General features: G+C 71.1%; 33 protein-coding genes and 1 pseudogene. 15 read left to right on the forward strand and 19 right to left on the reverse strand.

The features are described from left to right. Positions 1-52 precede the first annotated feature (52 nt). Together ACIO5D_RS01325 and ACIO5D_RS01330 are read right to left on the reverse strand one after the other, a co-directional pair. Entirely contained in the window at positions 53-616 is a 564-nt protein-coding gene (locus ACIO5D_RS01325; protein ID WP_363606152.1) for a TetR family transcriptional regulator, read from the reverse strand. Then, complete coding sequence (locus ACIO5D_RS01330; RefSeq protein ID WP_400793548.1) at positions 613-1,737, reverse strand: saccharopine dehydrogenase; 1,125 nt, start codon at positions 1,735-1,737, stop codon at positions 613-615. Before ACIO5D_RS01330 ends, ACIO5D_RS01325 begins: the two co-directional genes overlap by 4 nt. A gap of 225 nt (positions 1,738-1,962) precedes the next feature. Here ACIO5D_RS01330 and ACIO5D_RS01335 point away from each other — a divergent pair, with 225 nt between their 5' ends. Beyond that, complete coding sequence (locus tag ACIO5D_RS01335; RefSeq protein WP_400651777.1) at positions 1,963-2,565, forward strand: DUF421 domain-containing protein; 603 nt, start codon at positions 1,963-1,965, stop codon at positions 2,563-2,565. Between the two features lie 28 nt (positions 2,566-2,593). Here ACIO5D_RS01335 and ACIO5D_RS01340 read toward each other — a convergent pair whose 3' ends face one another. Together ACIO5D_RS01340 and ACIO5D_RS01345 are read right to left on the reverse strand one after the other, a co-directional pair. Beyond that, positions 2,594-2,914, reverse strand: a complete 321-nt coding sequence (locus tag ACIO5D_RS01340; RefSeq protein ID WP_400651780.1) for a hypothetical protein — start codon at positions 2,912-2,914, stop codon at positions 2,594-2,596. A gap of 83 nt (positions 2,915-2,997) precedes the next feature. Continuing rightward, positions 2,998-3,252 (reverse strand): hypothetical protein, encoded by a 255-nt coding sequence (locus tag ACIO5D_RS01345; protein WP_363606146.1) that lies wholly within the window; start codon positions 3,250-3,252, stop codon positions 2,998-3,000. Positions 3,253-3,465: 213 nt separating this feature from the next. On the opposite strand from ACIO5D_RS01345, the gene ACIO5D_RS01350 reads away from it, so the two are divergent. Next, positions 3,466-4,380 carry a TIGR03619 family F420-dependent LLM class oxidoreductase gene (locus ACIO5D_RS01350; RefSeq protein ID WP_363606145.1) on the forward strand — a complete coding sequence of 305 codons (915 nt, stop codon included), beginning with the start codon at positions 3,466-3,468 and terminating at the stop codon, positions 4,378-4,380. Between the two features lie 126 nt (positions 4,381-4,506). On the opposite strand, the gene ACIO5D_RS01355 is transcribed toward ACIO5D_RS01350, so the two are convergent. The 3 genes from ACIO5D_RS01355 to ACIO5D_RS01365 form a co-directional block, all read right to left on the reverse strand. Beyond that, positions 4,507-4,665, reverse strand: coding sequence for a hypothetical protein (locus ACIO5D_RS01355; RefSeq protein ID WP_363606144.1), 159 nt, complete (start codon positions 4,663-4,665; stop codon positions 4,507-4,509). Between the two features lie 235 nt (positions 4,666-4,900). Further along, the gene (locus ACIO5D_RS01360) at positions 4,901-5,332 is read right to left on the reverse strand and encodes a VOC family protein (RefSeq protein WP_363606143.1); all 432 of its coding nucleotides are present in this window, start codon (positions 5,330-5,332) and stop codon (positions 4,901-4,903) included. Between the two features lie 80 nt (positions 5,333-5,412). Continuing rightward, entirely contained in the window at positions 5,413-6,312 is a 900-nt protein-coding gene (locus tag ACIO5D_RS01365) for a helix-turn-helix domain-containing protein (protein ID WP_400651785.1), read from the reverse strand. 102 nt (positions 6,313-6,414) lie between these two features. On the opposite strand from ACIO5D_RS01365, the gene ACIO5D_RS01370 reads away from it, so the two are divergent. Next, positions 6,415-6,849 carry a CBS domain-containing protein gene (locus tag ACIO5D_RS01370; protein WP_363606140.1) on the forward strand — a complete coding sequence of 145 codons (435 nt, stop codon included), beginning with the start codon at positions 6,415-6,417 and terminating at the stop codon, positions 6,847-6,849. A 120-nt stretch (positions 6,850-6,969) separates the two neighbouring features. Here ACIO5D_RS01370 and ACIO5D_RS01375 read toward each other — a convergent pair whose 3' ends face one another. Continuing rightward, positions 6,970-7,554, reverse strand: coding sequence for a pyridoxamine 5'-phosphate oxidase family protein (locus tag ACIO5D_RS01375; protein WP_400651788.1), 585 nt, complete (start codon positions 7,552-7,554; stop codon positions 6,970-6,972). A gap of 119 nt (positions 7,555-7,673) precedes the next feature. Between ACIO5D_RS01375 and ACIO5D_RS01380 the strand changes: the two genes are divergently transcribed. Continuing rightward, on the forward strand, positions 7,674-8,582 hold the full coding sequence (locus ACIO5D_RS01380) for a helix-turn-helix domain-containing protein (RefSeq protein ID WP_363606137.1): 909 nt from the start codon (positions 7,674-7,676) through the stop codon (positions 8,580-8,582). 312 nt (positions 8,583-8,894) lie between these two features. Here ACIO5D_RS01380 and ACIO5D_RS01385 read toward each other — a convergent pair whose 3' ends face one another. From ACIO5D_RS01385 to ACIO5D_RS01395, 3 genes are all read right to left on the reverse strand, one after another. Beyond that, positions 8,895-9,311 carry an HPP family protein gene (locus tag ACIO5D_RS01385; RefSeq protein WP_400758183.1) on the reverse strand — a complete coding sequence of 139 codons (417 nt, stop codon included), beginning with the start codon at positions 9,309-9,311 and terminating at the stop codon, positions 8,895-8,897. A 156-nt stretch (positions 9,312-9,467) separates the two neighbouring features. Then, positions 9,468-10,982 (reverse strand): DEAD/DEAH box helicase, encoded by a 1,515-nt coding sequence (locus ACIO5D_RS01390; RefSeq protein WP_400758181.1) that lies wholly within the window; start codon positions 10,980-10,982, stop codon positions 9,468-9,470. A 372-nt stretch (positions 10,983-11,354) separates the two neighbouring features. Further along, on the reverse strand, positions 11,355-11,558 hold the full coding sequence (locus ACIO5D_RS01395) for a cold-shock protein (RefSeq protein WP_030918248.1): 204 nt from the start codon (positions 11,556-11,558) through the stop codon (positions 11,355-11,357). 669 nt (positions 11,559-12,227) lie between these two features. Between ACIO5D_RS01395 and ACIO5D_RS01400 the strand changes: the two genes are divergently transcribed. Further along, positions 12,228-13,739 (forward strand): FG-GAP-like repeat-containing protein, encoded by a 1,512-nt coding sequence (locus tag ACIO5D_RS01400; protein WP_400793550.1) that lies wholly within the window; start codon positions 12,228-12,230, stop codon positions 13,737-13,739. 137 nt (positions 13,740-13,876) lie between these two features. On the opposite strand, the gene ACIO5D_RS01405 is transcribed toward ACIO5D_RS01400, so the two are convergent. Then, the gene (locus ACIO5D_RS01405; RefSeq protein WP_400793551.1) at positions 13,877-14,812 is read right to left on the reverse strand and encodes a peptidoglycan-binding protein; all 936 of its coding nucleotides are present in this window, start codon (positions 14,810-14,812) and stop codon (positions 13,877-13,879) included. A gap of 351 nt (positions 14,813-15,163) precedes the next feature. Here ACIO5D_RS01405 and ACIO5D_RS01410 point away from each other — a divergent pair, with 351 nt between their 5' ends. The 3 genes from ACIO5D_RS01410 to ACIO5D_RS01420 all read left to right on the forward strand — a co-directional run bounded on the left by ACIO5D_RS01410 (position 15,164) and on the right by ACIO5D_RS01420 (position 17,867). Next, positions 15,164-15,940, forward strand: coding sequence for a 2OG-Fe(II) oxygenase (locus tag ACIO5D_RS01410; RefSeq protein WP_400793553.1), 777 nt, complete (start codon positions 15,164-15,166; stop codon positions 15,938-15,940). Between the two features lie 7 nt (positions 15,941-15,947). After that, complete coding sequence (locus ACIO5D_RS01415) at positions 15,948-16,703, forward strand: SDR family oxidoreductase (protein WP_363606130.1); 756 nt, start codon at positions 15,948-15,950, stop codon at positions 16,701-16,703. A gap of 663 nt (positions 16,704-17,366) precedes the next feature. After that, positions 17,367-17,867: a hypothetical protein gene (locus tag ACIO5D_RS01420; RefSeq protein WP_400793554.1), complete on the forward strand. Its 501-nt coding sequence runs from the start codon at positions 17,367-17,369 to the stop codon at positions 17,865-17,867. A 69-nt stretch (positions 17,868-17,936) separates the two neighbouring features. Here the strand turns inward: ACIO5D_RS01420 and ACIO5D_RS01425 are convergent, their stop codons facing one another. Continuing rightward, positions 17,937-18,137, reverse strand: coding sequence for a DUF397 domain-containing protein (locus ACIO5D_RS01425; RefSeq protein WP_400793555.1), 201 nt, complete (start codon positions 18,135-18,137; stop codon positions 17,937-17,939). Between the two features lie 206 nt (positions 18,138-18,343). Here ACIO5D_RS01425 and ACIO5D_RS01430 point away from each other — a divergent pair, with 206 nt between their 5' ends. Together ACIO5D_RS01430 and ACIO5D_RS01435 are read left to right on the forward strand one after the other, a co-directional pair. After that, positions 18,344-19,558, forward strand: coding sequence for a helix-turn-helix domain-containing protein (locus ACIO5D_RS01430; protein WP_400651806.1), 1,215 nt, complete (start codon positions 18,344-18,346; stop codon positions 19,556-19,558). A gap of 85 nt (positions 19,559-19,643) precedes the next feature. Next, positions 19,644-19,877 carry a hypothetical protein gene (locus ACIO5D_RS01435; RefSeq protein WP_400793556.1) on the forward strand — a complete coding sequence of 78 codons (234 nt, stop codon included), beginning with the start codon at positions 19,644-19,646 and terminating at the stop codon, positions 19,875-19,877. A gap of 141 nt (positions 19,878-20,018) precedes the next feature. On the opposite strand, the gene ACIO5D_RS01440 is transcribed toward ACIO5D_RS01435, so the two are convergent. The 4 genes and pseudogenes from ACIO5D_RS01440 to ACIO5D_RS01455 all read right to left on the reverse strand — a co-directional run. Then, the gene (locus tag ACIO5D_RS01440; RefSeq protein ID WP_363615308.1) at positions 20,019-20,219 is read right to left on the reverse strand and encodes a DUF397 domain-containing protein; all 201 of its coding nucleotides are present in this window, start codon (positions 20,217-20,219) and stop codon (positions 20,019-20,021) included. Between the two features lie 204 nt (positions 20,220-20,423). After that, positions 20,424-20,636: a DUF397 domain-containing protein gene (locus ACIO5D_RS01445; protein ID WP_363615306.1), complete on the reverse strand. Its 213-nt coding sequence runs from the start codon at positions 20,634-20,636 to the stop codon at positions 20,424-20,426. Beyond that, the gene (locus ACIO5D_RS01450; RefSeq protein WP_363615315.1) at positions 20,633-21,241 is read right to left on the reverse strand and encodes a DUF5753 domain-containing protein; all 609 of its coding nucleotides are present in this window, start codon (positions 21,239-21,241) and stop codon (positions 20,633-20,635) included. The genes ACIO5D_RS01445 and ACIO5D_RS01450 overlap by 4 nt, the downstream gene beginning before the upstream one ends. An 18-nt stretch (positions 21,242-21,259) precedes the next feature. Beyond that, positions 21,260-21,583: pseudogene (locus tag ACIO5D_RS01455) on the reverse strand (helix-turn-helix domain-containing protein); the annotation flags it as partial. Between ACIO5D_RS01455 and ACIO5D_RS01460 the strand changes: the two are divergent. From ACIO5D_RS01460 to ACIO5D_RS01475, 4 genes are read left to right on the forward strand one after another with little or no spacing between them, the layout of a single operon-like run. Continuing rightward, positions 21,582-21,800 carry a hypothetical protein gene (locus ACIO5D_RS01460; RefSeq protein ID WP_363615304.1) on the forward strand — a complete coding sequence of 73 codons (219 nt, stop codon included), beginning with the start codon at positions 21,582-21,584 and terminating at the stop codon, positions 21,798-21,800. The pseudogene ACIO5D_RS01455 and the gene ACIO5D_RS01460 sit on opposite strands and share 2 nt — an antisense overlap. Next, on the forward strand, positions 21,800-22,048 hold the full coding sequence (locus ACIO5D_RS01465) for a hypothetical protein (protein ID WP_400651811.1): 249 nt from the start codon (positions 21,800-21,802) through the stop codon (positions 22,046-22,048). Before ACIO5D_RS01460 ends, ACIO5D_RS01465 begins: the two co-directional genes overlap by 1 nt. Further along, complete coding sequence (locus ACIO5D_RS01470) at positions 22,023-22,277, forward strand: hypothetical protein (RefSeq protein WP_363614512.1); 255 nt, start codon at positions 22,023-22,025, stop codon at positions 22,275-22,277. Before ACIO5D_RS01465 ends, ACIO5D_RS01470 begins: the two co-directional genes overlap by 26 nt. An 8-nt stretch (positions 22,278-22,285) precedes the next feature. Next, positions 22,286-22,765, forward strand: coding sequence for an NUDIX domain-containing protein (locus tag ACIO5D_RS01475; protein WP_400793558.1), 480 nt, complete (start codon positions 22,286-22,288; stop codon positions 22,763-22,765). Between the two features lie 107 nt (positions 22,766-22,872). On the opposite strand, the gene ACIO5D_RS01480 is transcribed toward ACIO5D_RS01475, so the two are convergent. Beyond that, positions 22,873-23,262, reverse strand: coding sequence for a transglycosylase family protein (locus ACIO5D_RS01480; protein WP_400651816.1), 390 nt, complete (start codon positions 23,260-23,262; stop codon positions 22,873-22,875). A gap of 591 nt (positions 23,263-23,853) precedes the next feature. Here ACIO5D_RS01480 and ACIO5D_RS01485 point away from each other — a divergent pair. Further along, positions 23,854-24,261: a universal stress protein gene (locus ACIO5D_RS01485; RefSeq protein WP_363614516.1), complete on the forward strand. Its 408-nt coding sequence runs from the start codon at positions 23,854-23,856 to the stop codon at positions 24,259-24,261. Between the two features lie 143 nt (positions 24,262-24,404). Here ACIO5D_RS01485 and ACIO5D_RS01490 read toward each other — a convergent pair whose 3' ends face one another. Further along, positions 24,405-24,899, reverse strand: a complete 495-nt coding sequence (locus ACIO5D_RS01490; protein ID WP_400793560.1) for a chaplin — start codon at positions 24,897-24,899, stop codon at positions 24,405-24,407. Between the last annotated feature and the right edge of the window lie 55 nt (positions 24,900-24,954).

Raw genomic sequence — 24,954 nt, forward strand, 5'->3', positions numbered from 1 at the left:
GCCGCCTCCGAGCCTCCGCCGGGCCTCCGTTGCCAGTCTGCCCGGCGGGTCCCTACGGCGCGAGCAGGGCCCGGGCGGTCCGGACCAGTTCCTCGTCGGCCGCCGGGTCGCGCTCGCCCGCGATGCCGGAGCGGAACAGCGCCGCGCCCTCGACGAGCATCACGAACACCTGCGCCCGGGCCCGCCGCACCGGCTCCGGCAGCTCGGGCCGGCGCGCCGCGAGGAACGCCGCGACCTGGTCCCGGTACTCGGCGTAGAAGGCCCGGACGGCGCCCGCCACCGCCTCGTCGCGGGCCGCCAGCGCCCACAGTTCGGCGAACAGCCGGACCAGCCGGGCGTCGTCCTGCTCGGCCAGCAGCGCCCGGACCAGCTGGGCCTCCTCGGCCGGCTGCCCGAGCAGCGGCGCCAGCCGTTCCGCCGACCGTCCGAGCACCCGCTCCAGCACGGCGGCGACCAGCGCCGCGTACGTCGGGAAGTAGTACTGCAGATGCCCGAGCCGGACGCCCGCCGCCGCCGCGACCGCCCGCATCGACAGCTCGGTGCCGCCCGCGGTGGCCAGCAACTCCTCGGCCGCGTCCAGCAGTTGCGCCCGACGCTGTTCGCCCTTGCCGCTCACGCGGCGGCCCCGGTCCGGCTGTCGGCGCCCGTCCGCGCGTCGGCGCGGACGGCGACGGTGACGCCGACCGCCGCGAGATCGGCCAGGACCTGGTCCGGCCGGGGCGTCTGCTCGGGGAACGCCACACCCACCGGCGGCGCGGCGCCGTCCGTGCCCAGGGCCCGGCGCAGGCCCAGCAGTGCGCCGACCGCCGTCAGATGGGCCTGCCCCGCGCGGTCCTCCACCACCGCGCTCAGCCCGTGTCCGCCGTGCCCGACGTCGATCCGCAGCCGGGCCACGCCGCCCGCGCCCGGTGAGTACAGCAGAGCGCGGCGGGCGGGCTCCCAGCGCTCGCCCCGGCCCCAGCGGAAGAGCCCGGCGTGCTTGGCGGCGAGCAGCGCCGTGGTGCTGGCCCGGGAGCTGAAGCCGATCCTGGTGGCGGCCGTGGTGGTGCCGAGGGTGAGCGGGAGGGTGAACTGCTCGGGGGTGTCGATCCCGGCGACCCGGGTGGGGGAGTCGCCGATCCGGACGGTGCGCGGGCCGCTGAGCGGGGCCACCGAACGGCGGCGGCCGTCCCGCACCACCTCGTAGTCGAGGCCGAGCCGGTCCATGAACTCCACCGAGTCGGCGCCGGCCCGGTCCGCGAGGTCCCACCGGATGGCGGTCTCGACCCGGTCGGCCCCGCCGAGCCGCTCCGCCAGGGCGGCCGTGACCAGGCTGGTCACCCCGCCCATCCAGGCGGAGGAGAGCAGCACCGGCGCCGTCGGGCGCAGCAGTGCCGCCACTGTGGCGGCCCGTTGCAGCCGAGCCGTCCAGCGGGTCACGTCGACGTAGGGGACGCCGGACCGGACGGCTGCGCGCAGCACCCGGTCGTCGGGGTCGTTGACCACGCTCGCCACGGCGCGGACGGCGGCGGTGAAGGGCGTCGGGTCGGTGAGGTCCCAGCGCCGGACCTCGGTGCCGCCGAGCTCCTGCGCGAGTGCGGCCCCGCGCTGTTCCGAGCGGCCGGTCAGCAGCAGCGGCCAGTGGGAGGCGGCGAGCCGCGCCAGTTCCGTGCCGACGGTGCCGTAGCCGCCGACCAGGAGGACGGGGCCGTCGGCGTCGAAGGTCAGGTCGTCGTGGACGTCCTTGAGGAGGTTCATGCGACAAAAATAGGTCATCCGACCTAAAGGAGCCGTCAGTGCCGCCCGGACCCGACGCCCCGCTCTGCCCGGCCGCGTCGCCGGACCGGACCGGACCAGACCAGACCGGGGCGGGGCGGGGCGGGGCGGGGTGCCGGGGTGTCGGGCAGGGCGTGGGGGCCGACGCGCGTAGCGTCGGTGCTCGGGCTGTTGCCGCCCCACCGGCGGGCTTGCGAGGAGCGGGGTATGTGGCGCGACCTGGTGATCATTCAGATGCCGGTCATCGAGAAGATCATTCGCACGGTCGCGGTCTACGCCCTGCTCGTGCTGCTGTTCCGACTGGCCGGAAAACGCGGCCTCGCCGGCCTCAACACCTTCGACTTCGTGGTCATCTTCCTGCTGTCGAACGTCGTGCAGAACGCCGTCATCGGCGCGGACAACAGCCTCCTCGGCGGTGTGGTCGGGGCGGTGACCCTGGTCGCCGTCAACTCCGCGGTGACCCGCTGGCTGGCCGGCGATCCGAGGGCGGCACGGCTGCTGGAGGGGACCGCGACCACCGTCGTCCGGGACGGCGCCCTGGTGCCCGGGGCGGTACGGCGCCTGGCGCTGCGCCCCTCGGAGATCAAACACGCCGTCCGCATGCAGAACGGCGACAGCATCAGCGATGTCCGCACCGGGCGGCTGGAGCCGGACGGACAGCTGGTCATCACGCTCAAGCCCGCGGAGCAGGGCGCCACCCGCGGTGACATCGCCGCGTTGCAGCGGCGGCTCACCGCGATCGAGGAACTGCTGTCGGCCCTCGCCGAGCACAGGGCCGATCCCGACGGCCCGCGGCCGTCGGGATCCTGACCCGGGGGGAGGGACGACCGGACGCCCCTCAGGACACCTTCAGCCGTCGCGGCCCGGCCGCGCCGCCCTCGTCACGGGGCACGGCCGGCGGGTGGACGGCCTCCGGGAAGGCGGGCGGGCCGGCGGACGCGGCGACCTCGGGAGGCGGCGGCGCGTGATGCGCCGACCGCAGCCAGCGCGCCAGGGTGTGGACGAACCCCGGGCCGAGCGCCGCCACGTGGTGGAGCTGCTGGAGGTCGCCCCTGCCGAGCGGCACGCCGGCCTGGGTGAGAGCGGCCAGGACGGGATGGACGAGGGCCCAGTTCGTCCGGGCTGCGGGAGGGTGGCCGGTATGCGCGGGGTCTGTCACGGTGGGAACAACCCGCGCCGGCCTCCGCTGGTCACGCTCCGCCGCCGATGGACCCGGCCGGGCACGCCCGAAGGTGTGAACCTTCAGTCCGGGTCGCCGTCCGTGACCGAGGCGCGCAACCGGGCGACCACCGCGGCGGCCGCCTCCCGGGTCACCGGGTCCGGATCGCGCAGGCGCTCCCCCAGGAGCTCGATGGCGGCGCCGATCACCGCCGCCGGAAGGACGACCTCCCGGAGCGCGAGCATCTGCGCGGCCGCCCGTTGCCCGGCACTCTCCGGGCCCTGCGGGGGAATCACGGCTGACCTCGTCGTCGAGGAACGGTCGCTCCCGTTGCTCATCGCGTACCTCCGTGTCGTTGTGCGGCCGGCCGTCGGCGGGCCGTGCGCGCCTGCGGGCCCCGCCGGGTCAGGACGGTGGCCTGCCGGCACCACCTGCACAACCGCTGTGGCCGCCGGTGGTTACGGCCGGGCCCGGCCGTAACCACCGGCGGTACCGAACCGGATTCCCGGGTAGGACAGCATTCTTCGAGTAAGACCTGAGGAGGTTTTCTGATGCGGATCGGATTCTCCGTTCCCCAGTTCGGCGTCTTCGCCGACCCGGATCTCGTCGTCGAGTCCAGCCGGGCACTGGAGGCCATGGGATACGACAGCCTGTGGGTCGGTGACCGGATCCTCGGGCCGGTCGAGCCCAGCGACCCGTACCCGGGCGGTGATCCCATGCCCGAGGAGTTCGCCACCAACCTGGACCCGCTGCTCACACTGACCCTGGCCGCCACCGCCACCGAGCGGGTACGGCTGGGCAGCAGCACCCTCAACGCCCTCTGGCAGCCGCCCGTTCTGCTCGCCCGGACCCTGACCACCCTGGACCTGCTGAGCCACGGGCGCCTGGATGTCGGCATCGGCCTGGGCTGGCTGCGCGACGAGTACACCGCGGCCGGCGTGCCCTGGCAGGGCCGGGGCGCCCGCCTGGAGGAGACGCTCGACCTCCTGGAGGCCATCTGGACGTCGGACGTGGTGGCGCACCGGGGGGCGCTGTTCGACGTCCCGGCGTCCCGGATCCCCCGCAAGCCCGCGCAGCGGCCACGGCCGCCGATCCTGCTGGGCGGGTTCGGCCCGGCGGCGTTGGAACGGGTCGGACGCCGGGGTGACGGCTGGCTGGCGGCGGCGATGCCGCTGCCCCATCTGACCGGTCTCTGGGGCCTGGCCCTGCGGGCGGCCGAAGAGGCGGACCGGGATCCGGCCCGGCTGCGCATGGTCGTACGGGCGAATCCGACCATCACCGCGTCCCCGGCCGATCCGGCGCACACCCACAAGCGGGGGACGGTCCGTCAGGTCTGCGACTATCTGCGTTCCGCCGTCGAGGCGGGGGCGGACGAGGTCTTCGTCGACGCCCAGCTGACCACCTCCACGGCGGACGAACTCCTGGATCTCGCCCAGGAGTTCATCACGGTCCTGCGCAAGGGCTAGGGACGATTCCCGGGGCGGTGCCGACCGCCGCCCTGCCACCGCCCCGTGCCCGGGAAGCCCTGGGCGCGGGGCGGCGGTTTCCGGGGGCCGTCTTCACCCCCGGCCGGGAGCGCGGACGGCCGCCGGTCATCTGCGCGAGTGGCGGCCGAGGGACACGCCGCCGAAGACGAGCGCGACGACGAACAGCACGATGCCGATGATCATCAGCCAGAGCAGGCCCTTGACCAGGGCGCCGACGAAGCCGAAGACCACCGCGAGCAGCACGATGATCAGGAAGAGAATCATCGGGGACTCCTGTCGACGAGGGGACGGGGGAGGGGGAAGCCGGCCCGGCGCCCGGCGGCGCCCTCGGCCCTGTCGTCCGGCCTGCGTACGATCGCCTCTTCTCACGGTCCGTGGCCGGACCGGAAGCCGACCCGGTGCTCCCGCTCCTTCCGAGCCTTGTCGTCCCCCGGGCCGCCTGCAACCGGAGGGGTGGAAGCGGGGCCCCGGGCGCGCGTACGCCCGCGCGCCCGTCCGGTCAGCCCCGGCCGGCCGCCGGAGGCCGCGGGGCGCCCGGGTAGGTGCCGAAGGACCAGTGGTTGCCCTCCGGATCGGCGGCGGCGAAGTCGCGCGAGCCGTAGTCGGTCTCGTGCGGCCCGGTGGTGATGCGGGCGCCGGCCGCGACCGCACGCGCGTGCACGCCGTCCGGGTCGGCCGTGACCACGTACGCCGTGAAGCCGCCCGTCCGGCCGGGCCAGGGGTGGCTGCCGTCCGGGGTCTCCCGGTCGGAGCCCAGCATCACACCGCCGCCCTCGGGCCAGGCGAGTTCGGCGTGCGCGACGAACTCGCCCTCGCCGTACGTGACGACCTCCTGGAAGCCGAAGGCGTCGACCAGGAAGCGGATCAGGGCCCGGGCGTCGCGGGCGTGCAGGCTGGGCCAGACCTGCGGAGCGGGAGTCGGAGTGTCCATGGCTGCGTGCCTCCTCGGAGCGGGGTCGCCTGGGGCGGGGCCGACGACTCCCGCCAGGCGGGCGAATCGTCGGACCCGCCCTACTCAGGCCGGGGTGACGGCTCCCACTCTGCCGCCGCCGTGCCCGCCCCGCCTTGGACGTTTCGGAACTTCACCGCGTCCGGCCCCTCCGCGGCCAGCCAGGCGCTCGGCGCGCACCCGGCCAGCGCCCGGAACTCGCGGGCCAGATGGGCCTGGTCGAAGTAACCGCAGGAGACGGCCGGCTCCGCGAGCCGGGGCCGGGGCCCGGACGCGGCGAGCAGCCGGCGGGCCCGGTCGAAGCGGATCACCCGGGCGGCGGCCTTCGGCGTCAGCCCGGTCTCCTGGCGGAACCGGTCGCGCAGATGGCGGCCGCTCCACCCGGTCTCCCGCGCCAGCTCCGCCACCGGCAGTGTCCCGCCGCTGCGGCGGAGCGCCCGCCAGGCCCACCCGACCTCGGCCGGCACCCGTCCGGACGGGCGGGCGGCCCGCAGCAGCGCCCCGTCCAGCACGGCGAACCGCTCGGGCCAGCCGGCGGCGGTCCGCAGTTCCTCCTGGAGGCGCTCGCCGAACGGGCCGAGGACGTCCTCGGCCGGCAGGCTGATCCCGGCCAGCTCCCCGGCGGGCAGGCCGAACAGCGCCCGGGCGGCCAGCGGGTGGACGGCGAGCTGGACACCCGACTGGCGGCCGTCGTGGGTGATCAGCGCGGGGGAGGTGTGCAGCCCGCCGAGGAGGGTGGCGTAGACGGCGGGAGGCTGCGCGGGATCGGGGTGTCCGGCGATGGTGAGCGGCTCGTCCAGCGTGAGGATGAAGGTCAGGTACGGCGACGGCAGGCCCCGGTGCACGGCGGGCGCGATGCCGCGCCGGCGGTACCCGGAGTACCAGGCCACATACGGGCGCAGCGCCGTCGCGGGCCGGGCCCGCACGGCTTCGTCGACCACCTCGGCGAGATCCTGGGTCACGCCTCCAGTATCGGGCGGTGGGCTCGCGGGCCGCCAAAGTGTTGCTTATGGTGATCGCAGAGGTACACCGAGAGCTCGGGGGAGACCTGTGAAGGAGTCCCAGTGACCACTGCCCGAGACATCATGCACACCGGCGCCCAGTGCATCCGCGCCGACCAGACCCTCGCCGAAGCCGCCATGATGATGCGCGACATGCACGTCGGCGCCCTCCCGATCTGCGGCAACGACCAGAAGCTGAAGGGCATCATCACCGACCGCGACATCGTCGTCCGATGTATCGCGGAGGGCAAGGAACCGGCCGACATGACGGCCATGGAGCTGGCCGGGCACCTGCACTGTGTCCGTGCCGAGGACAGCATGGACGTGGTGCTGAAGAAGATGGAGCAGCACCAGATCCGCCGTATCCCGGTCATCGACGGGGAGCGCCTGGTCGGCATGATCAGCGAGGCTGACCTCGCCATGGGGCACCGCGAGGGACACCGGCTGACGGATCAGCAGATCATCGATTTCATGGACAGCGTCTACATGAAGCGGTAGTTCACCCGCCCGCCCAAGGCGGCCGGGAGCCCTCGCGCGGTGCTGCGCGAGGGCTCCCGGCCGTGGACGGCGGCACGGGCGTCGTCGTCACGCCGACGCCGGTGTGCCGACGGCCTCTGGTCATGCGGGGCGCGGCGGGAGGGGCAGGGGGAGCGCGGGGAGGCCGTCGATGCTGCTGCCGACGTACTCCTTGCCCTCGCAGTAGGTGTTGAACTCGTCCTCCGTCTTGCGGCCGAAGTACTGCTCGTGCAGGTCGCGGTCGGACCGGTAGTCCATCAGCGGGACGGCGAACCCGCAGGAGTCGCTGACCCGGTCGGCCCTCACCAGCACGATCGCACGCAGCCCGGAGCCGTCGGCGCCCTCGTCGAACCGGCCCAGCAGGCCGGCGAAGCGCGGGTCGTCGCGGAACACCGGCTCGCCCCGGCCGTGCACCCGCACCACGGTGGGCGGGCCGTCGAAGGCGCACCACATCAGGGTGATCCGGCCGTTCTCCCGCAGATGGGCGATGGTCTCGGCGGTCGAACCGCCGAAGTCGAGGTAGGCGACGGTGAGTTCGTCGATCACGGCGAGGGTGCCGGACCGGCCCTTCGGTGAGACGTTGACGTGTCCGTCGGCGGCGAGCGGCGCGGTGGCGACGAAGTAGACGGGCTGACTTTCGATGAACTTCCGCAGTCGGCCGTCGATGCGTTCGTAAGTCTTTCCCATGCGGATGATTGTGCCTCATCTCGCCTGCCAAGAAAACTGTTCTCACCTGTCGAGACAAGGCCGCTGCCCTATGATAGGTCGTGCGCATGCCAATCGGTGGGCCGACCATGGGAGTTGCGATGGACCTGGAACACGGGGCGATGGATGCGGAGTGCGAGATGGCGTACGGCGCACCGGCGGAGCCGCTCCGTCCGTACGTCCTCGGCTACCGGGGTTACGACATGACGCTCCGTCAGCCCAGGCGCCGGCTGGAGGTGCCGACCGACGTCGTCACCTTGGCGATCGGCTTCGAGGGCGCCATGCGGCTGACCGACGCGGTGGCCGCGACACCGCCGGAGTCGTTCGGCTCGGTGGCCGCCGGGCTGCGCCGCACGGCGACGATCGCCGAGCACGGCGGCCGGCTCTACGGCCTCACGGTCTCGCTCACGCCCCAGGGCGCCTTCCACCTCCTCGGGCCGGCGGCAGGCGAGTTGGGCGGCCAGTGGGCCGACGCCGGGGAGGTGCTGGGCAAGTCGCTGCGCGGCCTGGCCGGCCGACTGGCGGAGGCCCCCGGCTGGGGCGCGCGGTTCGCGCTCCTCGACGCCTTCTTCGCGTCCCGGCTGGTGGACGGACGGCCGTGGGAGCCCTCCGTCGCCTGGGCCTGGCACGAACTGCGCCGCTCCCACGGGCTGGTGCCGGTCAGGGCGCTGGTGGAGGGCACCGGCTGGAGCCGCCGACGCCTCGAACTGCGCTTCCGCGAGCACCTCGGGGTGCCGCCGAAACAGGTCGCGAAGATCATCCGCCTGCAGCGGACGCTGACGGTGCTGGAGCGGCGACCGGACTGGGACGGCGCCCGGATCGCCTCGCAGTGCGGGTTCTACGACCAGTCGCACCTCGACCGCACCTTCCGGGGGATGGTGGGCTGCTCCCCACGCGAGTTCCTCGCCTCCCGCCGGGCGGCCGTCCCGCCCGAACCGACGGACCGCTTGGCGGGACGGGTGACCAGCGCCGTCCTGGCGGCGGGCCGGCCCCGCCACCACGCGGGCTGACCCCCGGGCTCGTTCTCCGCGGGGGCGTCGTGCGGCCCGCCGCTCCGAAACTGCGCATTCGTACAAGACGACGATTGCGACCGTCCGCCATGCTCGGAGCGACCGGCCGGTACGGGGGACCGGCCGGGCATACGGCAGACGGGCCCGGCGGTCGGCGGCTGAGAGCCGCGCCGGCGGCTCCTGCCCGGCGCTACGCGGCTTCGGGGCGCACTCCGCCCCTGGTGGACGAAGTCCACCAGGGGCGGCATGAGCGGGGTGAGCGAGGTCCAGGGGGCGGAATCGTCCGGTTCCCCGTGGACCCGTCCGCTCGTGTCAGCAGCCGGTCCGGGGCGGGCCGGACGGCGCCTGGAGGCTGAGCAGGCCGATGACGTGGCCGTCGTGGTCCACCACCGGCCACGCGTCCAGGCCCCGGGAGCGCATGGCGGCGGCCGCGACCGTGGCGGGCATGTCGGCGGTGGCGAACGGGGCGCGGTCGTGCACGATGTCGCGGACCGGGGTGCGTTCGGTGTACCAGGACCGGGCCTGGAACGGCGCGAGATGCAGGCGGGTCAGCAGCCCGGCGCAGCGGCCCTCCTCGTCGCGGACCAGGGCGTGGTCGGCGCCGGAGCTCCGGAGGATGTCCATCGCCGTGTCGACCATGACATCGTCGCTGATCTGCAGCTCCGGGCGTGTCATGAGGTCGCCGACCGTGGCGGTGGCGGCGGTGGGGTGTTCGAGCATGACGGTCATGGGCGTGGCTCCTTCGCGTCGGTCCCGCCGATGACGGCGGCGATCAGGGCACTGGCGGGGAGAGCGTTCGACGGGGCCGCCAGCTTCGGCGTCCGGCGTCCGTCCTGCGGTCGTCGCGGGCCCGGCCCGCCGCGCGGGCCGGGCAGGTGCGGCGTCCTACGCGGCGAGGGCGACGCGCCTCGGCGCCCGGCGGCGGGAGCCGGCCGCGCCCTGCGGGTTACGGCCGGTGCCGGCGCTGGTGCCGGTGCCGGCGGCGGCGGGCCGGCTGCGGCGGCCGCGGTTGGCGGAGGCGCTGCGGCGGGGGCGTTCCACGACGGGGTCGGCGATCACGACCGGGATGCCGGTGGGGACGCGGGCGCCGGTGATGCGGGCGAGCTCCCCGTCGCTGGAGTGGACCCGGGTGGCGGTGGGGGTGATGCCCGCGGTGGCCATCATGCGGGCCGTTTCGCGGCGCTGGTTGGGCAGGACGAGAGTGACCACGGTGCCGGACTCGCCGGCCCGTGCGGTGCGGCCGCCGCGGTGCAGGTAGTCCTTGTGGTCGGCCGGCGGGTCGAGGTTGACGACCAGGTCCAGTCCGTCGATGTGGATGCCCCGGGCGGCGACGTTGGTGGCGATCAGCGCGGTGACCCGGCCGGAGCGGAACTGTTCGAGGGTGCGGGTGCGCTGGGGCTGGGACTTGCCGCCGTGCAGCGCGGCGGCCTTCACCCCGTTGGCGAGCAGGTCCTCGACCAGGCGGTCGGCGCCGTGCTTGGTGTCGATGAACATGATCACACCGCCCTCGCGGGAGGCGATGTGGGCGATCGTGGCGTTCTTGTCGTGGTTCTGCACATGGAGCACGTGGTGCTCCATGGTGCTGACCGTGGCGGCGGACGGGTCCACCGAGTGGGTGACGGGGTCGTTGAGGAAGCGGCGCACGAGCCGGTCGACGTTGCGGTCCAGGGTCGCGGAGAACAGCATCGTCTGACCGTCGGCGGCGACCTGGTCGAGCAGTTCGGTGACCTGCGGCAGGAAGCCCAGGTCGGCCATCTGGTCGGCCTCGTCGAGCACCGTGATGCCGACCTCGTCGAGTCGGCAGTCACCGCGCTGGATCAGGTCCTTGAGCCGGCCGGGGGTGGCGACGACGACCTCCGCGCCCCGGTTCAGCGCCTGGGCCTGGCGGCCGATCGACATCCCGCCGACCACGGTCGCCAGCCGCAGTCGCACCGAGTGGGCGTAGGGGGTGAGCGCCTCGGTGACCTGCTGGGCGAGCTCCCGGGTGGGGACGAGCACCAGGGCCAGCGGGCGGCGCGGCTCGGCGCGGCGGCCGGCCGTGCGGGCCAGCAGGGCGAGGCCGAACGCGATGGTCTTGCCGGAGCCCGTACGGCCTCGGCCGAGTACGTCGCGTCCGGCCAGCGAGTTGGGCAGCGTGGCGGCCTGGATCGGGAACGGCGAGGTAACGCCCTGGCGGGTCAGCGTCGAGAGCAGGGCCTTGGGCATGTCCAGCTCGCCGAAGGACTCGACGGCGGGCAGCGCCGGTGTGGTGCTGACCGGCATCGCGAACTCGCCCTGCGGCGATGAGCCCTGACGCCCGGTCGGGCCGGTGAAGCGCCGGCCGCCGCCCGAGCGGGACCGGGAGCCGCCGCCGGAGCGGGAGCCGGAGTTCTGGTGTGAGGAGCGACTGGAGCGGTTCATGCGGAAACCTTCCTCGGTGCGGCACGTCACGAGGAGGGCTCTGCGGCGCGGGTGCGGCAGAGATCGCAAGGAACGGGCCAGAAACTGTGACGAGCGGAGCGTGGACGGTGAAACCGTTGCGGCACGTCACCTACGGTCGGCGCTCACCGGACGTGCGGAGTGCGGGAGCGAAGAACCTCGAACCGTGAGATGTCACGGCGGGGCGCCGATCCGGACGCGGCGCTGTGCGTCTCGCGTGGGGATGGCCGCCGGTGGCGGAGCCAGGGGGCCTGAGTGGCCGGGGACCGGTCGTGGCGCAATGCCGAGGGGCCCGCACCGGGCATGTACGCGGTGCGGGCCCCTCGCTGCTAGGCGGGTGCCATGGCAGAAAAACTACAGCGGACGAATGTTCTCGGCCTGCGGGCCCTTCTGGCCCTGCGTGACGTCGAACTCGACCTTCTGGCCCTCGAGCAGCTCACGGAAGCCGTTGGCGTTGATGTTCGAGTAGTGGGCGAAGACGTCGGGGCCGCCACCCTCCTGCTCGATGAAGCCGAAGCCCTTTTCCGCGTTGAACCACTTCACAGTGCCATTAGCCATAAAAAATTCTCCTTCAAGGGCTGTCCGAAGCCCGCACTGTGCGGACTTCGAGTCGCCGCGATGATGACCCGCCCGGAAAAAGAGCCGGGAAACAAAAATGCACCTGCGAATACATCAGCAGGCGCACACAAAGTTCATGGGAACCACTACTGCAACTAAGTCGACTGTAGCAGGCCACAGCTCGCCGCGGTGGAATTATTTTTCCCCGGTGTCGCCGGACGGCGACGCGCCGGGCAGCACCAGGGCCCGGGGGAGCCCCCCGAGGAGGCGCTGCGGCGGCTGCCTTTGCGTGAGTTTCGGCCGAGCCGCGGAGTGGGAAGTCGACGTGGCCGACTCCCCACTCCGCGTGGGCTGCGTCCTCGTGACCGGGTGGGGAGCCCGCCCGGTCACCCGGAGTCAGCGGAGGCCGAACGGGGCCTGTCTGTCACTCACTCCCGGACCTGAAGATCATCGGAGCTGACCCCGGCCGCGTCGGCGCCGACGGGATGCGACAGGATCGCCGCCGGGGTGCGCGAACGCACCCCCTGATGCTTCATCACCATCTGTAGGGGGACAGCTCGTGAAAAGGTTCCTACCGCTTGCCATGGCCGCGTTGCTCGGCGCGGCCGGCGGCGTGCTCGGCCTCGGATCGGTGCCGCCACCGCCGCCCCGGCCGCCACCGCCCCGCCCGTGCTCAGGGTGATGCCGCTGGGCGACTCGATCACCCAGGGCTTCGGCAGCAGCGACTGGGGTGGCTACCGTGAGCCGCTGGCGGGCGACGTCGCCGCGCAGACCCGGTACACCGTGCACTTCGTCGGCTCCGGCTCGGACGGCCCGGCCACGTTCGGGGAGCGGAGCCACGAGGGGCACGGCGGCTGGCGGATCAACGACATCAGCGGCGGTGTCGACAGCTGGCTCGGCCTCCAGCGCCCGGACGTGGTCCTGCTGCACCTTGGGCTCAACGACCTGCAGAACAACGACGACCCGGCCCACGCCCCGGACCGTCTCAAGCAACTGCTCGACCGGATCTACACCGCCCGGCCGGGCATCACCGTCATTCTGCAGGGCCTGATACCGACCACCGCCTGCCCGGGCTGCCCGGCCGGCACCGCCCTGCCCGGCCTGATCCAGCAGTACAACTCCCGGATCAGCCAGTTCGAGCCGGCCCAGGCACAACTGGGCCGCCACTTCCGCTATGTGGACGCGCCCGCGCTGGATCCCACCACCGAGTTCGCGGGTGTCGGGGACCTGCACCCCAGGGACGCCGGCTACAAGCGGATGGCGGACGCCTTCTTCCCCGCACTCGACCAGGCCTTCAGCAGCGGCTGGCTGCCCGGCAACACCCCGGTGCCGGGCAGCGCACCCGAGGTGAGCAGCCATGTGCGCTGGGCGGACTTCGACGGTGACGGCCGGGCCGACTACCTCTACATCAACGACGACGGCTCGGTGCGGCTCTTCCTCGACAAGGGCGGCGACACCCCCGCCGGGCCGGGCTGGCAGGACCTCGGCATCGTCGCCAGGGGCCTCGACCGGGACCGCGGCAGGGTCCGGTTCGCGGACTTCGACGGTGACGGCAGGGCCGACTACCTCTACATCAACAGGGACGGCTCGGTGCGGGCCTTTCTCAACCGGGGTGGGGACAGTGCGGCCGGGCCCGGCTGGCAGGACCTCGGTCAGGTGGCGACCGGCCTCACCGCCAATGCCGATCAGGTCCGCTTCGCCGATGTGACGGGCGACCGGAGGGCCGACTACCTGCTGATGAACGCCGACGGATCGGTGACCGCGTACCGGAACAACGGCGGCGACACGGCGGCCGGGCCGGGCTGGCAGGACCTCGGCAAGATCGGCACTGGCCTCACCACGGACCGCGGCCGGGTCCGCTGGGCGGACTTCGACGGCGACGGCAGGGCCGATTACATCCTGATCAACCCGGACGGTACGGTGCGGGTCTTCCTCAACAAGGGTGGGGACAGTGCGGCCGGGCCCGGCTGGCAGGACCTCGGTCAGGTGGCCACCGGGCTCACCGCCAATGCCGATCAGGTCCGCTTCGCCGATGTGACGGGCGACCGGAGGGTCGACTTCCTGCTGATGAACGCCGACGGATCGGTGACCGCGTACCGGAACAACGGCGGCGACACGGCGGCCGGGCCGGGCTGGCAGAGCCTCGGCAAGATCGCCACGGGCGTGGGCAGCGAGGGGTGAACCCCCGGTCGTGAACGGCCTGTTCCCTGAGGTCCTCTTGGGGCATCGGGACGGGCGCACGGGCTCGCGGCGCGCCTGCCGGGCGCGCCGCGAGCCCCCGGGGGCAGAGGCGTCAGGGCCGGGCGGGGGCCGGCAGGCTACGGGAAGTGGGAGACTCCGGCGGTGTCGAGCTGGGATCCCAGGGCGTCGACGGTCTCCTGTGGGACGTCGTCGATGCCACCGGCGCCGGGCGTCTCGCTGAGCTGGTTGGACTGCTGGAACTTGACCAGGGCGGCCTGCGTGCCCGGCCCGAAGATGCCGTCGAGACCGTTCGGGTCGAAGCCGAGCTTCTCCAGGGCGGTCTGCACGCCGACCGCCAGGTTCAGCGGGACGGGGAAGTTCCCCGAGCGCATGTTGGTGTCGAGCTTCTGCGCGGGGTCGTAGGCGAGTTGGGTGAAGTCGCCCGAGGTCGAGGCCTTCCAGCCGGCCAGGGTGAAGAGCAGCCCGTCGAGCACGTTCCGCGGGACCACCCCGGGGTTGTCGGTGTCGGTCATATGGCTCTCCCGCGCCATGGTGAGCCAGTCCACGGGGTCGGCCGAGGCCGCGGCCTCGAAGTTCGGGAAGTGGAAGAGCGGCCCGAGCGCCCACACCATGCTGAACAGACCGAGCTGGCCCTCGGCGGGCCAGTTGTCCAGATCGCTGAACGCTGCCCGTCCCTTCACCTGGCTCTCGAAGTCGGCCAGCTTGCTCGTGATCAGCCCGTCGATCGCCGCGTCGTCGATCCGCAGCGTGGTGACCGCCTCCTTCTGTGGCAGCAGGGCGTGGGAGGTGCCGCTGGACTTGACCGTCTGGTACTCCTGCTCGATGTCGGCATGCGCGGCCGAAGCGCCGGAGTTCTTGTCGACCCAGTTCAGGGTGAAGGCATCGGGCAGCAGATGCGCGTTGCTCCCGAGGTTCGAGGGATCGTCGGCGTCGAGCAGGTTGCCCACCCCGGTGGACACCAGGCTCTTGATGTCGAGATACATGAAGTGCACGCGGCCTTCAAGCGGTTCGGTGAACGGAATGAAGGCGTCTTGGACGCTCTGCTGCATCATGACTCCTACGGGAGGAAGCCCCCCTTCGTGCACGCCCGCCGCCCCCGGGACGGACAGGCCTCACCCGGTCCGCGCTCCGTGAATCGGTGACCATCGCTCAGTACAAAGCACAGAGTTGGCAGTTCTGCCCTGCGAGCCCCGCCCGCAATCAGTTTCCGGCCGTTCCATGTGTGGCGCAACTCGGGAGGCGAAGGGTCGAGTCCGCCCGGCGTCCACAACTTCCAATGATGAAAGCGGTGTTCACCGGAGGCACCCCGAGTTGCCGACTCCGGCAAGGCCGTTCAGGCTGTCGGTAGAGGAACATTTCCGAGTCTTGTACGCCTCCACCCAGGTCATCCCGGAGGGCGAGCGGTGAACAGCAGCCTCGATGAGATTCTCGACGGGCGCCGGTGGCGGCTGCGGGAGTATCCGTTCCGGCATCTCTGGGCCGAGCCGGTGTTCCGCCGCACCCGGTACGAGCAGATGGTCCTGGAGCTCCGACAGCTGCTGGCCGTCGACGGGACGGACGGCTTCCAGCGGAACATGCGCGGCTATGACGCGACCGGTCACAGCTTCCGACCAGGCTACCGTGGGGCGTTCGAGGCTTTCCTGTCCTCGGAGTTCCGCGATGCGCTGTCCCGCGTCTTCGACGTGCCGGTCACCTGCGACGTCAACGCCTCGCTGCACCACCACGAGGCCGGCGCCGCCAGCGGCCAGGTGCACAACGATCTCAACCCGGGCTGGTTCGTGGCGCGGCCGCACCCGGACGGGGTCAATCTCGCCGACTCCGGGCGGTGCAGCTACCGGTACGGCACCACGCCGGAGCCGGGCCTGGAGACCGTGGAACGGGTGCGGGCGGTGGCCGTCCTGTACTACCTGGACAACGGGCCGTGGTTTCCGGGGCGCGGCGGTGAGACCGGGCTGTACCTCGACCGGACCACCGCCGTCACCGAACCGACCGTGCTGGTGCCCCCGACGGACAACGGAATGCTCGCCTTCGAGTGCACGCCCACCTCGTTCCACACCTACCTGGCGAGCACGACGCAGCGCAATTCGCTCGTTCTCTGGCTGCACCGGAGCAAGGAGGACGCCGTGGCCCGGTGGACGGACCGGGAGATCGTGCGCTGGGCCAGAGCGAGTGGGCGGTGATGCCGTGATGTCCGAGCCACGGGTGTGCCTGTTCCTGGGCGCCGGGGGCCGCCTGGGCGGAGCCTTTCTGCGTTCCCTGTCGTCGCGCTATCGCATCGCGGCGGTCTACCGGACCTGCCCCGCCGGGGCCGAGCGCCGGTACGAGCAGGTGGTCGACCCGCTGAACCAGGCCCCGCCGGTGCACGAGCGGCACACCACGTTCTATCCGATCGCCGCGGACCTGGCCGAGCCGGGCAGCCCCGGGCGGATCGCCGAGCTGGCACTCGCCGCGTTCGGCCGGGTGGACCTGGTCGTCAACAGCGCCGTGCTGTACGACTGGGGGCCGGGGACCTCGCTCGATTTCCTGGCGCGTCTGCCACGGCAGTTCCTGGTCAACGTGGTGCGGCCGTTGCAGGTGGTCGCCGAGCTCTACGAGAAGTCGTGGCGGGCGATCCCCGAGGACAACCGGCTGCACCGTCGAAATGTCATCAACCTGTCGTCGGTGGCCGCCTCCAGAGCCTTCCCCGGCACCGGTCAGCTCGGATACAGCGCCTGCAAGGCCGCGCTCGACATCGCGAGCCGGCACCTGGCGGCGGAACTCGCCCCCGCCGGGGTCCGGGTCAACGTGGTCGCCCCCAACACCTTTCCGCGCATCGTGAGCGTCGAACGCGTCCTGGCGGCGCTGTACGAGCTGGATGCCGGCTCCGAGACCGGGCAGGTGCGGGTCATCGACCGGGAGCCGCGGCGGGTGCGGGACGAGGAGAGCGTCCCGATCCGGCGCTGAACAGCATCAGAAGAAATCGATGGAGAACGAGGTCACGGGAGCGTCGTATGTCGAATGGCAACACTTTCTTCCAAGTACCGGTCTCTGCGCCTGCGGACGCACAGTCGATACAGAACAGCCTGACCCAGTCGGGCCAGCTGGCGAACCAGATCCAGGCGGCCGTCAAACAGGCGGGCAGCCCTGCGGTGGGGGACATCGGCGCCGCGTTCGGCAACGTGGTGCAGGCCATTGCCAAAGGCAACTCCATGCAGGAGGTGCAGAACCAGGTCAACAACCTCAAGGATTCACTGTCCAAGCACGCCGGCGTGCTCGGCACGGTGGCCGGATCGGTCATCCAGCATGTGGTGGATGTGGAGACCACGTCCGCCAATGCCATCGATCTGATCGGCAGGATCAATCTCAGTGACGGATCGAGCATCGTCTCGGCGCTGAACGCGATAGCGAGCGTGTTCGCGGCGATCGGCCGTCTCGCCGGGGACATCGGAGCCGCGGTGGTGGCGCTGGGCGGCGGCCCGGTCGGGGTGGTGATCGGGGCCACCGCCACCCTGGCGGGAACGGCGGCTCAGACGGTCACCACCGCCGCGAACACGGTGTCGAGCGTGTCGTCCAGCGATCCGGGGGGACCTGGTGAGCCCGGTGAGCCCGGTGAGCCCGGTGAGCCCGGTGAACCTGGGGAACCTGGGGAACCTGGTGGGCCCGGAGAGCCTGGTGAGCCCGGTGAGCCTGGTGAGCCCGGTGAGCCTGGTGAGCCCGGTGAGCCTGGTGAGCCCGGTGAGCCCGGTGAGCCTGGTGAGCCCGGTGAGCCCGGTGAACCTGGTGAGCCTGGTGAGCCCGGTGAGCCCGGTGAGCCCGGGGAGCCTGGTGAGCCCGGTGAGCCCGGTGAGCCCGGGGAGCCCGGAGAGCCTGGAGAACCCGGTGGGCCTGGAGAACCTGGTGGGCCCGGAGAGCCTGGAGAACCCGGTGGGCCCGGTGAACCTGGTGGGCCTGGAGAACCCGGTGGTGGGCCCGGTGAACTCAAGCGATTGGAGGAGTAAGGCCGGCACGCCCGTGGCCCCCGCACCGGAGCTCTGGGGCGAGGGCCATCGCGAGGGAGACCGCCACGGTGCGCCGTTGTGGCTCATACCGGGAATCGGTGGCGGCCAACGGCTGGGTGGGGGTGGTTGAGCTTGTTGGTGGGGTTGAGAAAGGCGCCGCCGCCCCGGTTGGGGGTGGCGGCGCCTGGGTGTGGCGTGTTCAGGCGGGTCCGAAGTCGCCGGCGCGGACGGCGGTGACGAAGGACTGCCAGGCGTCGGCCGGGAAGACGAGGGCGGGGCCGTCGGGGTCCTTCGAGTCGCGGACCGGGACGATGGCGGGGTAGTCGTCGGCGACCTCGATGCACTCGCCGCCTTGACCGCTGTAGGTGCTCTTGCGCCAGTTTGCTTGGTCGAGCGTCATGTCGGCAGATCCTTCCGGGTTTGACGGATCATGTCCAAGAGCGCGGGTCACATCGTGTCTTCGACCTGGAATCGATCGTAGCGTCTGAGCGATGTCGCCACAGTGGTGCGATTGCGGCTGTGCGGGCGTGGTCGAACTTGGCAGCGGCGCCAGCAAGATTGCCGAGTGGTTCAGGCCGTTGCCTGTTCAGGCGTAATGTCTGGCATATGGCGAACGACCACCTTGGGGAGCGGCTACGTCGGTTGCGCCGCTTGGCCGACCTCACGCAGGAAGCCCTGGCGGAGAAGTCGGGCGTGTCCGTGGATGTGGTTCGGAAACTCGAACAGCAGCGCAAGCATTCGGCACGGCTGCCCACACTTCATGCGCTGGCCAAGGGACTTGGCGTCGAGCTGACTGCGTTGCTGGGTGATCCGCCGGCCGTTCCGTCGACGGGCGATGTGGAGCCGGCGGAACTGGTCTTTCTACGCCGCGCCATTATGCCGTCGTTGTTCACCCCGCTTCCCAGCCCGGACGGGGCAGAGTGGCTGTCACTTGCTCTGTTGAAGGCTGAGATCGCCGATGGGTGGACCCTCTACCACGCTGCAGACTTTGGCAGGCTCATGGAGATTCTGCCTGGCGTCATCGTGGACGCCAGGCGCGCCGCTGCTTCAAGCAAGGGGCGTGAGCGATTGGCAGGTCATCATGCCTTGGGGAAGGCTCTCCAGCTGGGTGGCCACCTTGCTATTCGGTTCGGCAAGACAGATCTCGGCGTCTCCAGTCTCGAACGAGCAATTTCGGCTGCCGATTCCGCCGAGGATCCCTTGCTGGCAGCGATGCTCTGCAACTCTGTGTCGTGGGCGTACCAGCGTCAGAACCGATTGGATGATTCTCGTACGCTGGCGGTTCACGCTGCCGATGGAGTCGAGCGCGAGCACGCTTCCAGCGCGGAAGGGCTCCGCGTCTGGGGTGGGCTGATCATGGCAGGAGCGATCAGTACCAGTCTTGGTGGCGACTATGACGGTGCGTCCGAAATGATGGGGACTGCGGAGCGGGCGACTGTGCGGTTGGCGGAGATGCCGCCGCCTGAGGACAGTCGAATGGTCAGCGTCTTCAGCGAGTCGTCTGTTCGGATCAAGCGCGTGCGTCTTGCTGTTCAACATGGACGTTCTGACGAGGCGTTGGCCCTCGCGCGAGGTGTTCGCTTTGGTGTGGAGATTCCGCCCTCGTGGCGGGCATGGCTCTTTCTCGACGTGGCGCGAGCGTACGCGGACCTTGGGAACGCCAGAGGGGCAGTGGCGGCACTGGAACGGCTCCAACGGACCGCCCCCGGCTGGATGCGTCACCATACGCTGGCGGTGGCGATCGTCTCTGACCTTTGGGCGGGATCCGCTAGGCCTCCGGGTCTTCGGAAGCTCGCAAGATTCCTTGGCCTGGCTGATTAGGAGTCAGAACTAGGACGTTTCATCCCTGGTAGCCGCAAGCCGGTGGCGAGAACCTCTTCATACCAATACGGAGAGGAGTCACATCATGACAGGGGATGTCCGACTGGATGTCGCGCGGCCTCCGGCCCTCGGCGAGCCGACCACTAAATTGCACGGCTACGGGATCCGCTGGGATCCCGCCGTCCGGCTCTACCGGGTGCGCAACGAGATCACGGGGGAGTGGCTGCGCGACTCCTCCGGATCGCTGAGCGGCTTCTCCTCCTTCTCCGTCGCGGAGAAGGCCTGGCGGGGGTTCGAGTCGCACCGGGAGATGGTCTGATGGGGCCGATCCTCAACCGGGCGGCCGGCGAGCAGTGGCGGGAGGCCGCTTTGGAGTGATTGCGGCTGTGTGTGGGGTGGTTGGGCTTTGAGAGAAGTGTCGTCGCCCCGGTCAGGGTGGCGGCGCCTGGGTGTGGCGTGTTCAGGCGGGTCCGAAGTCGTCGGCGCGGACGGCGGTGACGAAGGACTGCCAGGCGTCAGCCGGGAAGACGAGGGTGGGACCGTTCGGGTCCTTGCTGTCCCGAACAGGAATCACTCCGCTGAGGCCGTCGGCGACCTCAATGCACTGGCCTCCGTCGGTGCTGTAGGTGCTCTTGCGCCAGTTTGCTTGGTCGAGCGTCATGTCGGTAGATCCTTCCGGGTCTGACTGATCATGTCCAAGAGCGTGGGTCGCATCGGGCTTTTGACCTGGAGTCGATCGTAGCGTCTGCGCCAAGCCGCCAGGGTGTGGCGATTGCGGCTGGGTTGGGGGTGGTTGGGCTTGTTGGTGGGGTTGAGGAAGGCGCCGCCGCCCCGGTTGGGGTGGTGGCGCCTGGGTGTGGCGTGTTCAGGCGGGTCCGAAGTCGTCGGCGCGGACGGCGGTGACGAAGGACTGCCAGGCGTCAGCCGGGAAGACGAGGACGGGACCGTGGGGGTTCTTGGAGTCGCGAACGGGCACAGCGTTCGGGTAGTTGGGTGCCACCTCAACGCACTGGCCTCCATCGGAGCTGTGGGAGGACTTCACCCAGTGGGCGGATGACAGGTCGAGGCTGGAGCTCATGGTGCCAGTTCCTTCCGGATTCTTCTGATCATGGCCAGGGATTCTGCCTGGGGAGGCGCGTCCACCTGGAGACGATCGTAGCGCCTGCGCCAGGTCATGACGGCTGCTCGATCTCGCTCCAGGAAACCGCGGTGCAGCGTTTCTGTGTAAGCCAGTTGGCCATTGTCACCAATGGTCAGCAAGGTGACAGCCGACCGGAAGGGCCTGAGCACTCCCATGGTGAACGGCACGACCTGCAACAGGATGTGGGGTTCCTCCGCTAGTTCTTCGAGATGCTCAAGCTGTTCGGCCATGACGTCCGGGCCGCCGAGCTGCCATCGCAAGGCGCTCTCATCCAGTGCGGCGTAGATGAGGGGTGGAGGGGTGTGAGTCAGAAGCTTCTGTCTGGCCAACCGGAAGTCGAGTCGCTCCTCGGCCTGGTCGGTAGTGATCTCGCCAAGGTCCACCGTGCCTCCCAGTTCGGCCTCGGCATAGGCCCGAGTCTGGAACAGGCCGGGGATGATGCCGATCTCGAACAGCCTTATCTCAGTGGCCTGCGCCTCATGGCGCGTGAACTCTGTGAATCCCTCGGCGAGACCGGCCGAGTTGTTCGCCTGCTGCCACATGAGGGCCAAGGTGCCCTGTGTCCCCAGGGCCTGGTCAGCCGCACGAGCGAAGCGGAGCGAGGGTTGCTTCGTGCCAAGTTCGGCGAAGGAGACCGTTGAGTAGTGGAACCCGACACACGCGGCCAACTGCGCCTGCGTGAGCCCGGCTGTCTCGCGTGACCTGCGAAGTTGCACCCCAAAGGGCGCCCACCGGCCTGAGGATGGATCAAGCTCCTTTCGGTTAACCATGATTGCCCCAACTTGGACAGCCGGAAAGTCAAAACCAATTTCGCTTCCGATGGTAGCTGTCGACAGGCCACCATGGGCACAGAACGTGAAAGCTCGTAAGCGGAGGGTTCCCATGAACCATGCCCAGACTCAGCCCAGACCGGACGACCCGTCCACCAACCTCCACGGCTACGGGATCCGCTGGGATCCCGCCGCCCGGCTCTACCGGGTGCGAAACGAGATCACGGGGGAGGGGCTGAGAGACGGCGACGGATCGCTGAGCGGCTTCTCCTCCTTCTCCGTCGCGGAGAAGGCCTGGCGGGGGTTCGAGTCGCACCGGGAGATGGTCTGATGGGGCCGATCCTCAACCGAGCGACCGCCGAGCAGCGCCGCGAGGCCGCCTTCGCCGTCGAGGAGCTGACGGCCGTCCTCGCTCTCGGTGACGCCAAGTTGCCCTCCCTCGAAGTGGACTGGGACTACGGGCGGTTGACCGGTGCCTACCTGATCAACCTCGGCTCGGCCCGTACCTCCCAGGTCCTGCGGATCACCGAACTCCTGCGAAAGGGCCTGCTCCATGAGCGGCAAGCCGACCAGGACTGAGCTCCTCGCCGCTGCCCTCGTGCTCCTCGCCTCCTTCGGCATCGCCCACGGTGCTTCCGCCCTGGTCGACCCCGGGCAGCCGGCCGTTGCCCGCCTGGTCTGGTGGCTGTTCTTCGCCACCGCCCTCATGACCGGAATGAACGTGACCGAGGCCTGGGCCCGCCGACGGAGCCGCCGGAGCCGAACCCGCCGTCCCCACCCGAGAGCCAGCACCAGCACCAGAAGGTGACCCCCACCGTGCGCGACCCCCGACTCCTTGCCAAGCCGCCCGTCTGCCGGCTCGGCTGCCTCGTCCTCCTCCGCGACCCGCGCGGCCGCGTCCTCCTCATCGACCCGGACTTCATGGACGGCCTGATCCTCCCCGGCGGCAGCGCCCGCGCCAATGAATCCCCGCACGAAGCCGCCGCCCGCCACCTCCATGCCGAGACCGGCCTGAACCGCCGCCCCACCCACCTCCTCGCCGTCGACTTCACCCCCGCCGACCGCTACCTCGAACGCCTCAACCTCGTCTTCGACGGCGGCACCCTCAGCGACCACGAAGCCGCCCGCATCACCGTCCCGCCCCAGCACCGCAGCGGCCTGCTCGGCCACCGCTTCGTCGACCCCCGCCGCCTCCCCGCCGTGATGAGCCCCGCCCAGGCCGCCCGCGTCCGGGAGGCCCTCACCACCGCACCGCACCGCTTCCCCCTCCTCCTCCACGGCCAGCGAGCCGCCTGAAAGCGCCCCGGAAACGCCCCGGGAACGACACAACGCCGCCGCACCCGACCGGTTCGACTGAACGGTCGGGTGCGGCGGCGTCGTCGTGGCGCGGTGCGCCGAGGGCCTTACTTGCTCATACCGGCCTTGACGGAGCAGATCGGCCAGGCGCCCGGGCCCTGGGCGGCGAGGACCTTCTCCGCGATCGCGATCTGCTGGGCCTTGGTGGCCTGGTGGGCCTGCGAGGCGTACGCGGTACCGCCGAAGGCGGCCCAGGTGCTGGAGGTGAACTGCAGACCGCCGTAGAAGCCGTTGCCCGAGTTGATGGCCCAGTTACCCGTCGCCTCGCACTGCGCGACCTTGTCCCAGACGGACGCCGGCGCGGCGGAGGCGCTGTTGGCCGTGACGAGGCCGGCCACCGGCAGGGCGGTCAGCGCCCCGGCCATCAGAGCCATCCGGACGCGGCTGCGACGCTTGGTGGCGGTGGTGGTGGCGGCAGTCTCGTTACGGAAGGTCATGGGGTTCCTTTCGGAGGGGGTCTGCGAGCGCGCGGAACCAGGCCCTCGGAAGGCCGTCGGTTTCGGGGATCACGTCACTCGCGTGGTTCGGCACCGTTCCGAACTCCGGGGCTGTGAGGCCCTCGGGAGCGTTTCGCTCGGTGCAACGAGTTCGAAGTTACGGGGGCCCCGGTGGAGGTTTCAAGGATTTACAGGTTTAGCCACGTCAGAGGGGTGTTACCGGGGGTATGGATCAAGGAAATGTACTAATTTGGACTGAAATGTCCCTATTTCGAAGATCAAACCTCCCCTGGAAGTGGCCTGCGTCACGTGCGAGTCGCTGTGAGGCCGCCCACATTGTCGACGCCGCGTGACGGGCTTCCGGCCGTCCGTGTCCGAATCGGCCCTCCCGGCCAAGATCGATGGCCGCCCGGGGTGGCCCGCACCACAGCCCTCACCCGTCGTGCCCCGTCCCCTCACGTGCCGTGCCCGGAATAGCCTCGGGCCATGAGCAACGAGAGTGATGCAGGGGCCGTCGGCGGGGTCGAGGAGCCGGAGCAGGCGGTCGCGCCGGCCGGCTTCGAGCTGGGGACGGACGGGCCCAAGGTGATCATGGCCGGGTTGGACGGCTCGGACTCCTCCTGGCGTGCGACCGCCTATGCGGCCGGCCTCGCCCGGCGGCAGAACGCGATCCTCGCGGTGGCGTACGTCCAGCCCGTGCTCGGGGCGGCGACCGCCCTCGCGGGCGCGGTGGTGGAGGAGACCACCCAGGAGATCGCCGACGAACTGCTGGCCGCCCTGCGCGAGGCCGAGCACCGGCTGAGCCACGTCTGGCAGCTGGAGTGGCGCTTCCTGACCGTCCGCGGTGACCCGTACACCGGCCTCGCGCGGATGGCGGACGAGCTGCGGGCGGACGCCGTCGTCGTCGGCGCCTCCGAGCAGGCCGGGCACCGGGTGATCGGTTCGGTCGCCGTCCGCCTGGTGAAGGCGGGCCGCTGGCCGGTGACCGTGGTGCCGTAGCCCGCCCGCGACCGGACAGGACGGAAGGGCTGCGATCCCGGCGTCGATGCCGGGGTCGCAGCCCTTCGGGTTGCTGGGGGTTCTGGTCGGTGGAACGGGGTGCTTACCCGGCGGGTGGGCCGGGGGTGGGCCCTGGGCTTGGATCAGCTGTTGCCGCCGCTGCTCCCGCCGCCGTTGTTGCCCCCGCCGTTGTTGCCCCCGCCGTTGTTGCCCCCGCCGTTGTTCCCGCCGCCGTTGTTGCCCCCGCCGTTGTTGCCCCCGCCGTCGTTTCCGCCGCCGTTGTTGCCCCCGCCGTTGTTCCCGCCGCCGCCGTTGCCGCCTCCGCCGGCCGGGTTGAACAGGCCGATGATGTCGATGCTGTTGCCGCAGATGTTGATCGGGATGCTGATCGGGATCTGGATCTGGTTGCCGGACAGCACGCCCGGCGAACCCGCCGCGACACCGTTGGCGTGGGCGCCCTCCCCGATGTTGGCGCAGGTGGTGCCGGACGGGGCGAACCCCGAGTGGCCGTGGCCGTGGTCGTGGCCGTGGTGGCCGCCGCGCACGATGCCGTCGCCGGCGTAGGAGGGGCCGGCGCAGGTGATGGCCAGCGCGGCGCCGAGGCCGACGGCGGCGAGGTACTTCCTGGTGTTGGTCATGTCCGGAGACATAACAGGCAGCCCCTGAATCCAGTCATGAGCCTATTTAGCGACC

Origin of the sequence: Kitasatospora sp. NPDC087315 (assembly GCF_044744345.1) — a bacterium.
Lineage (GTDB): Bacteria > Actinomycetota > Actinomycetes > Streptomycetales > Streptomycetaceae > Kitasatospora.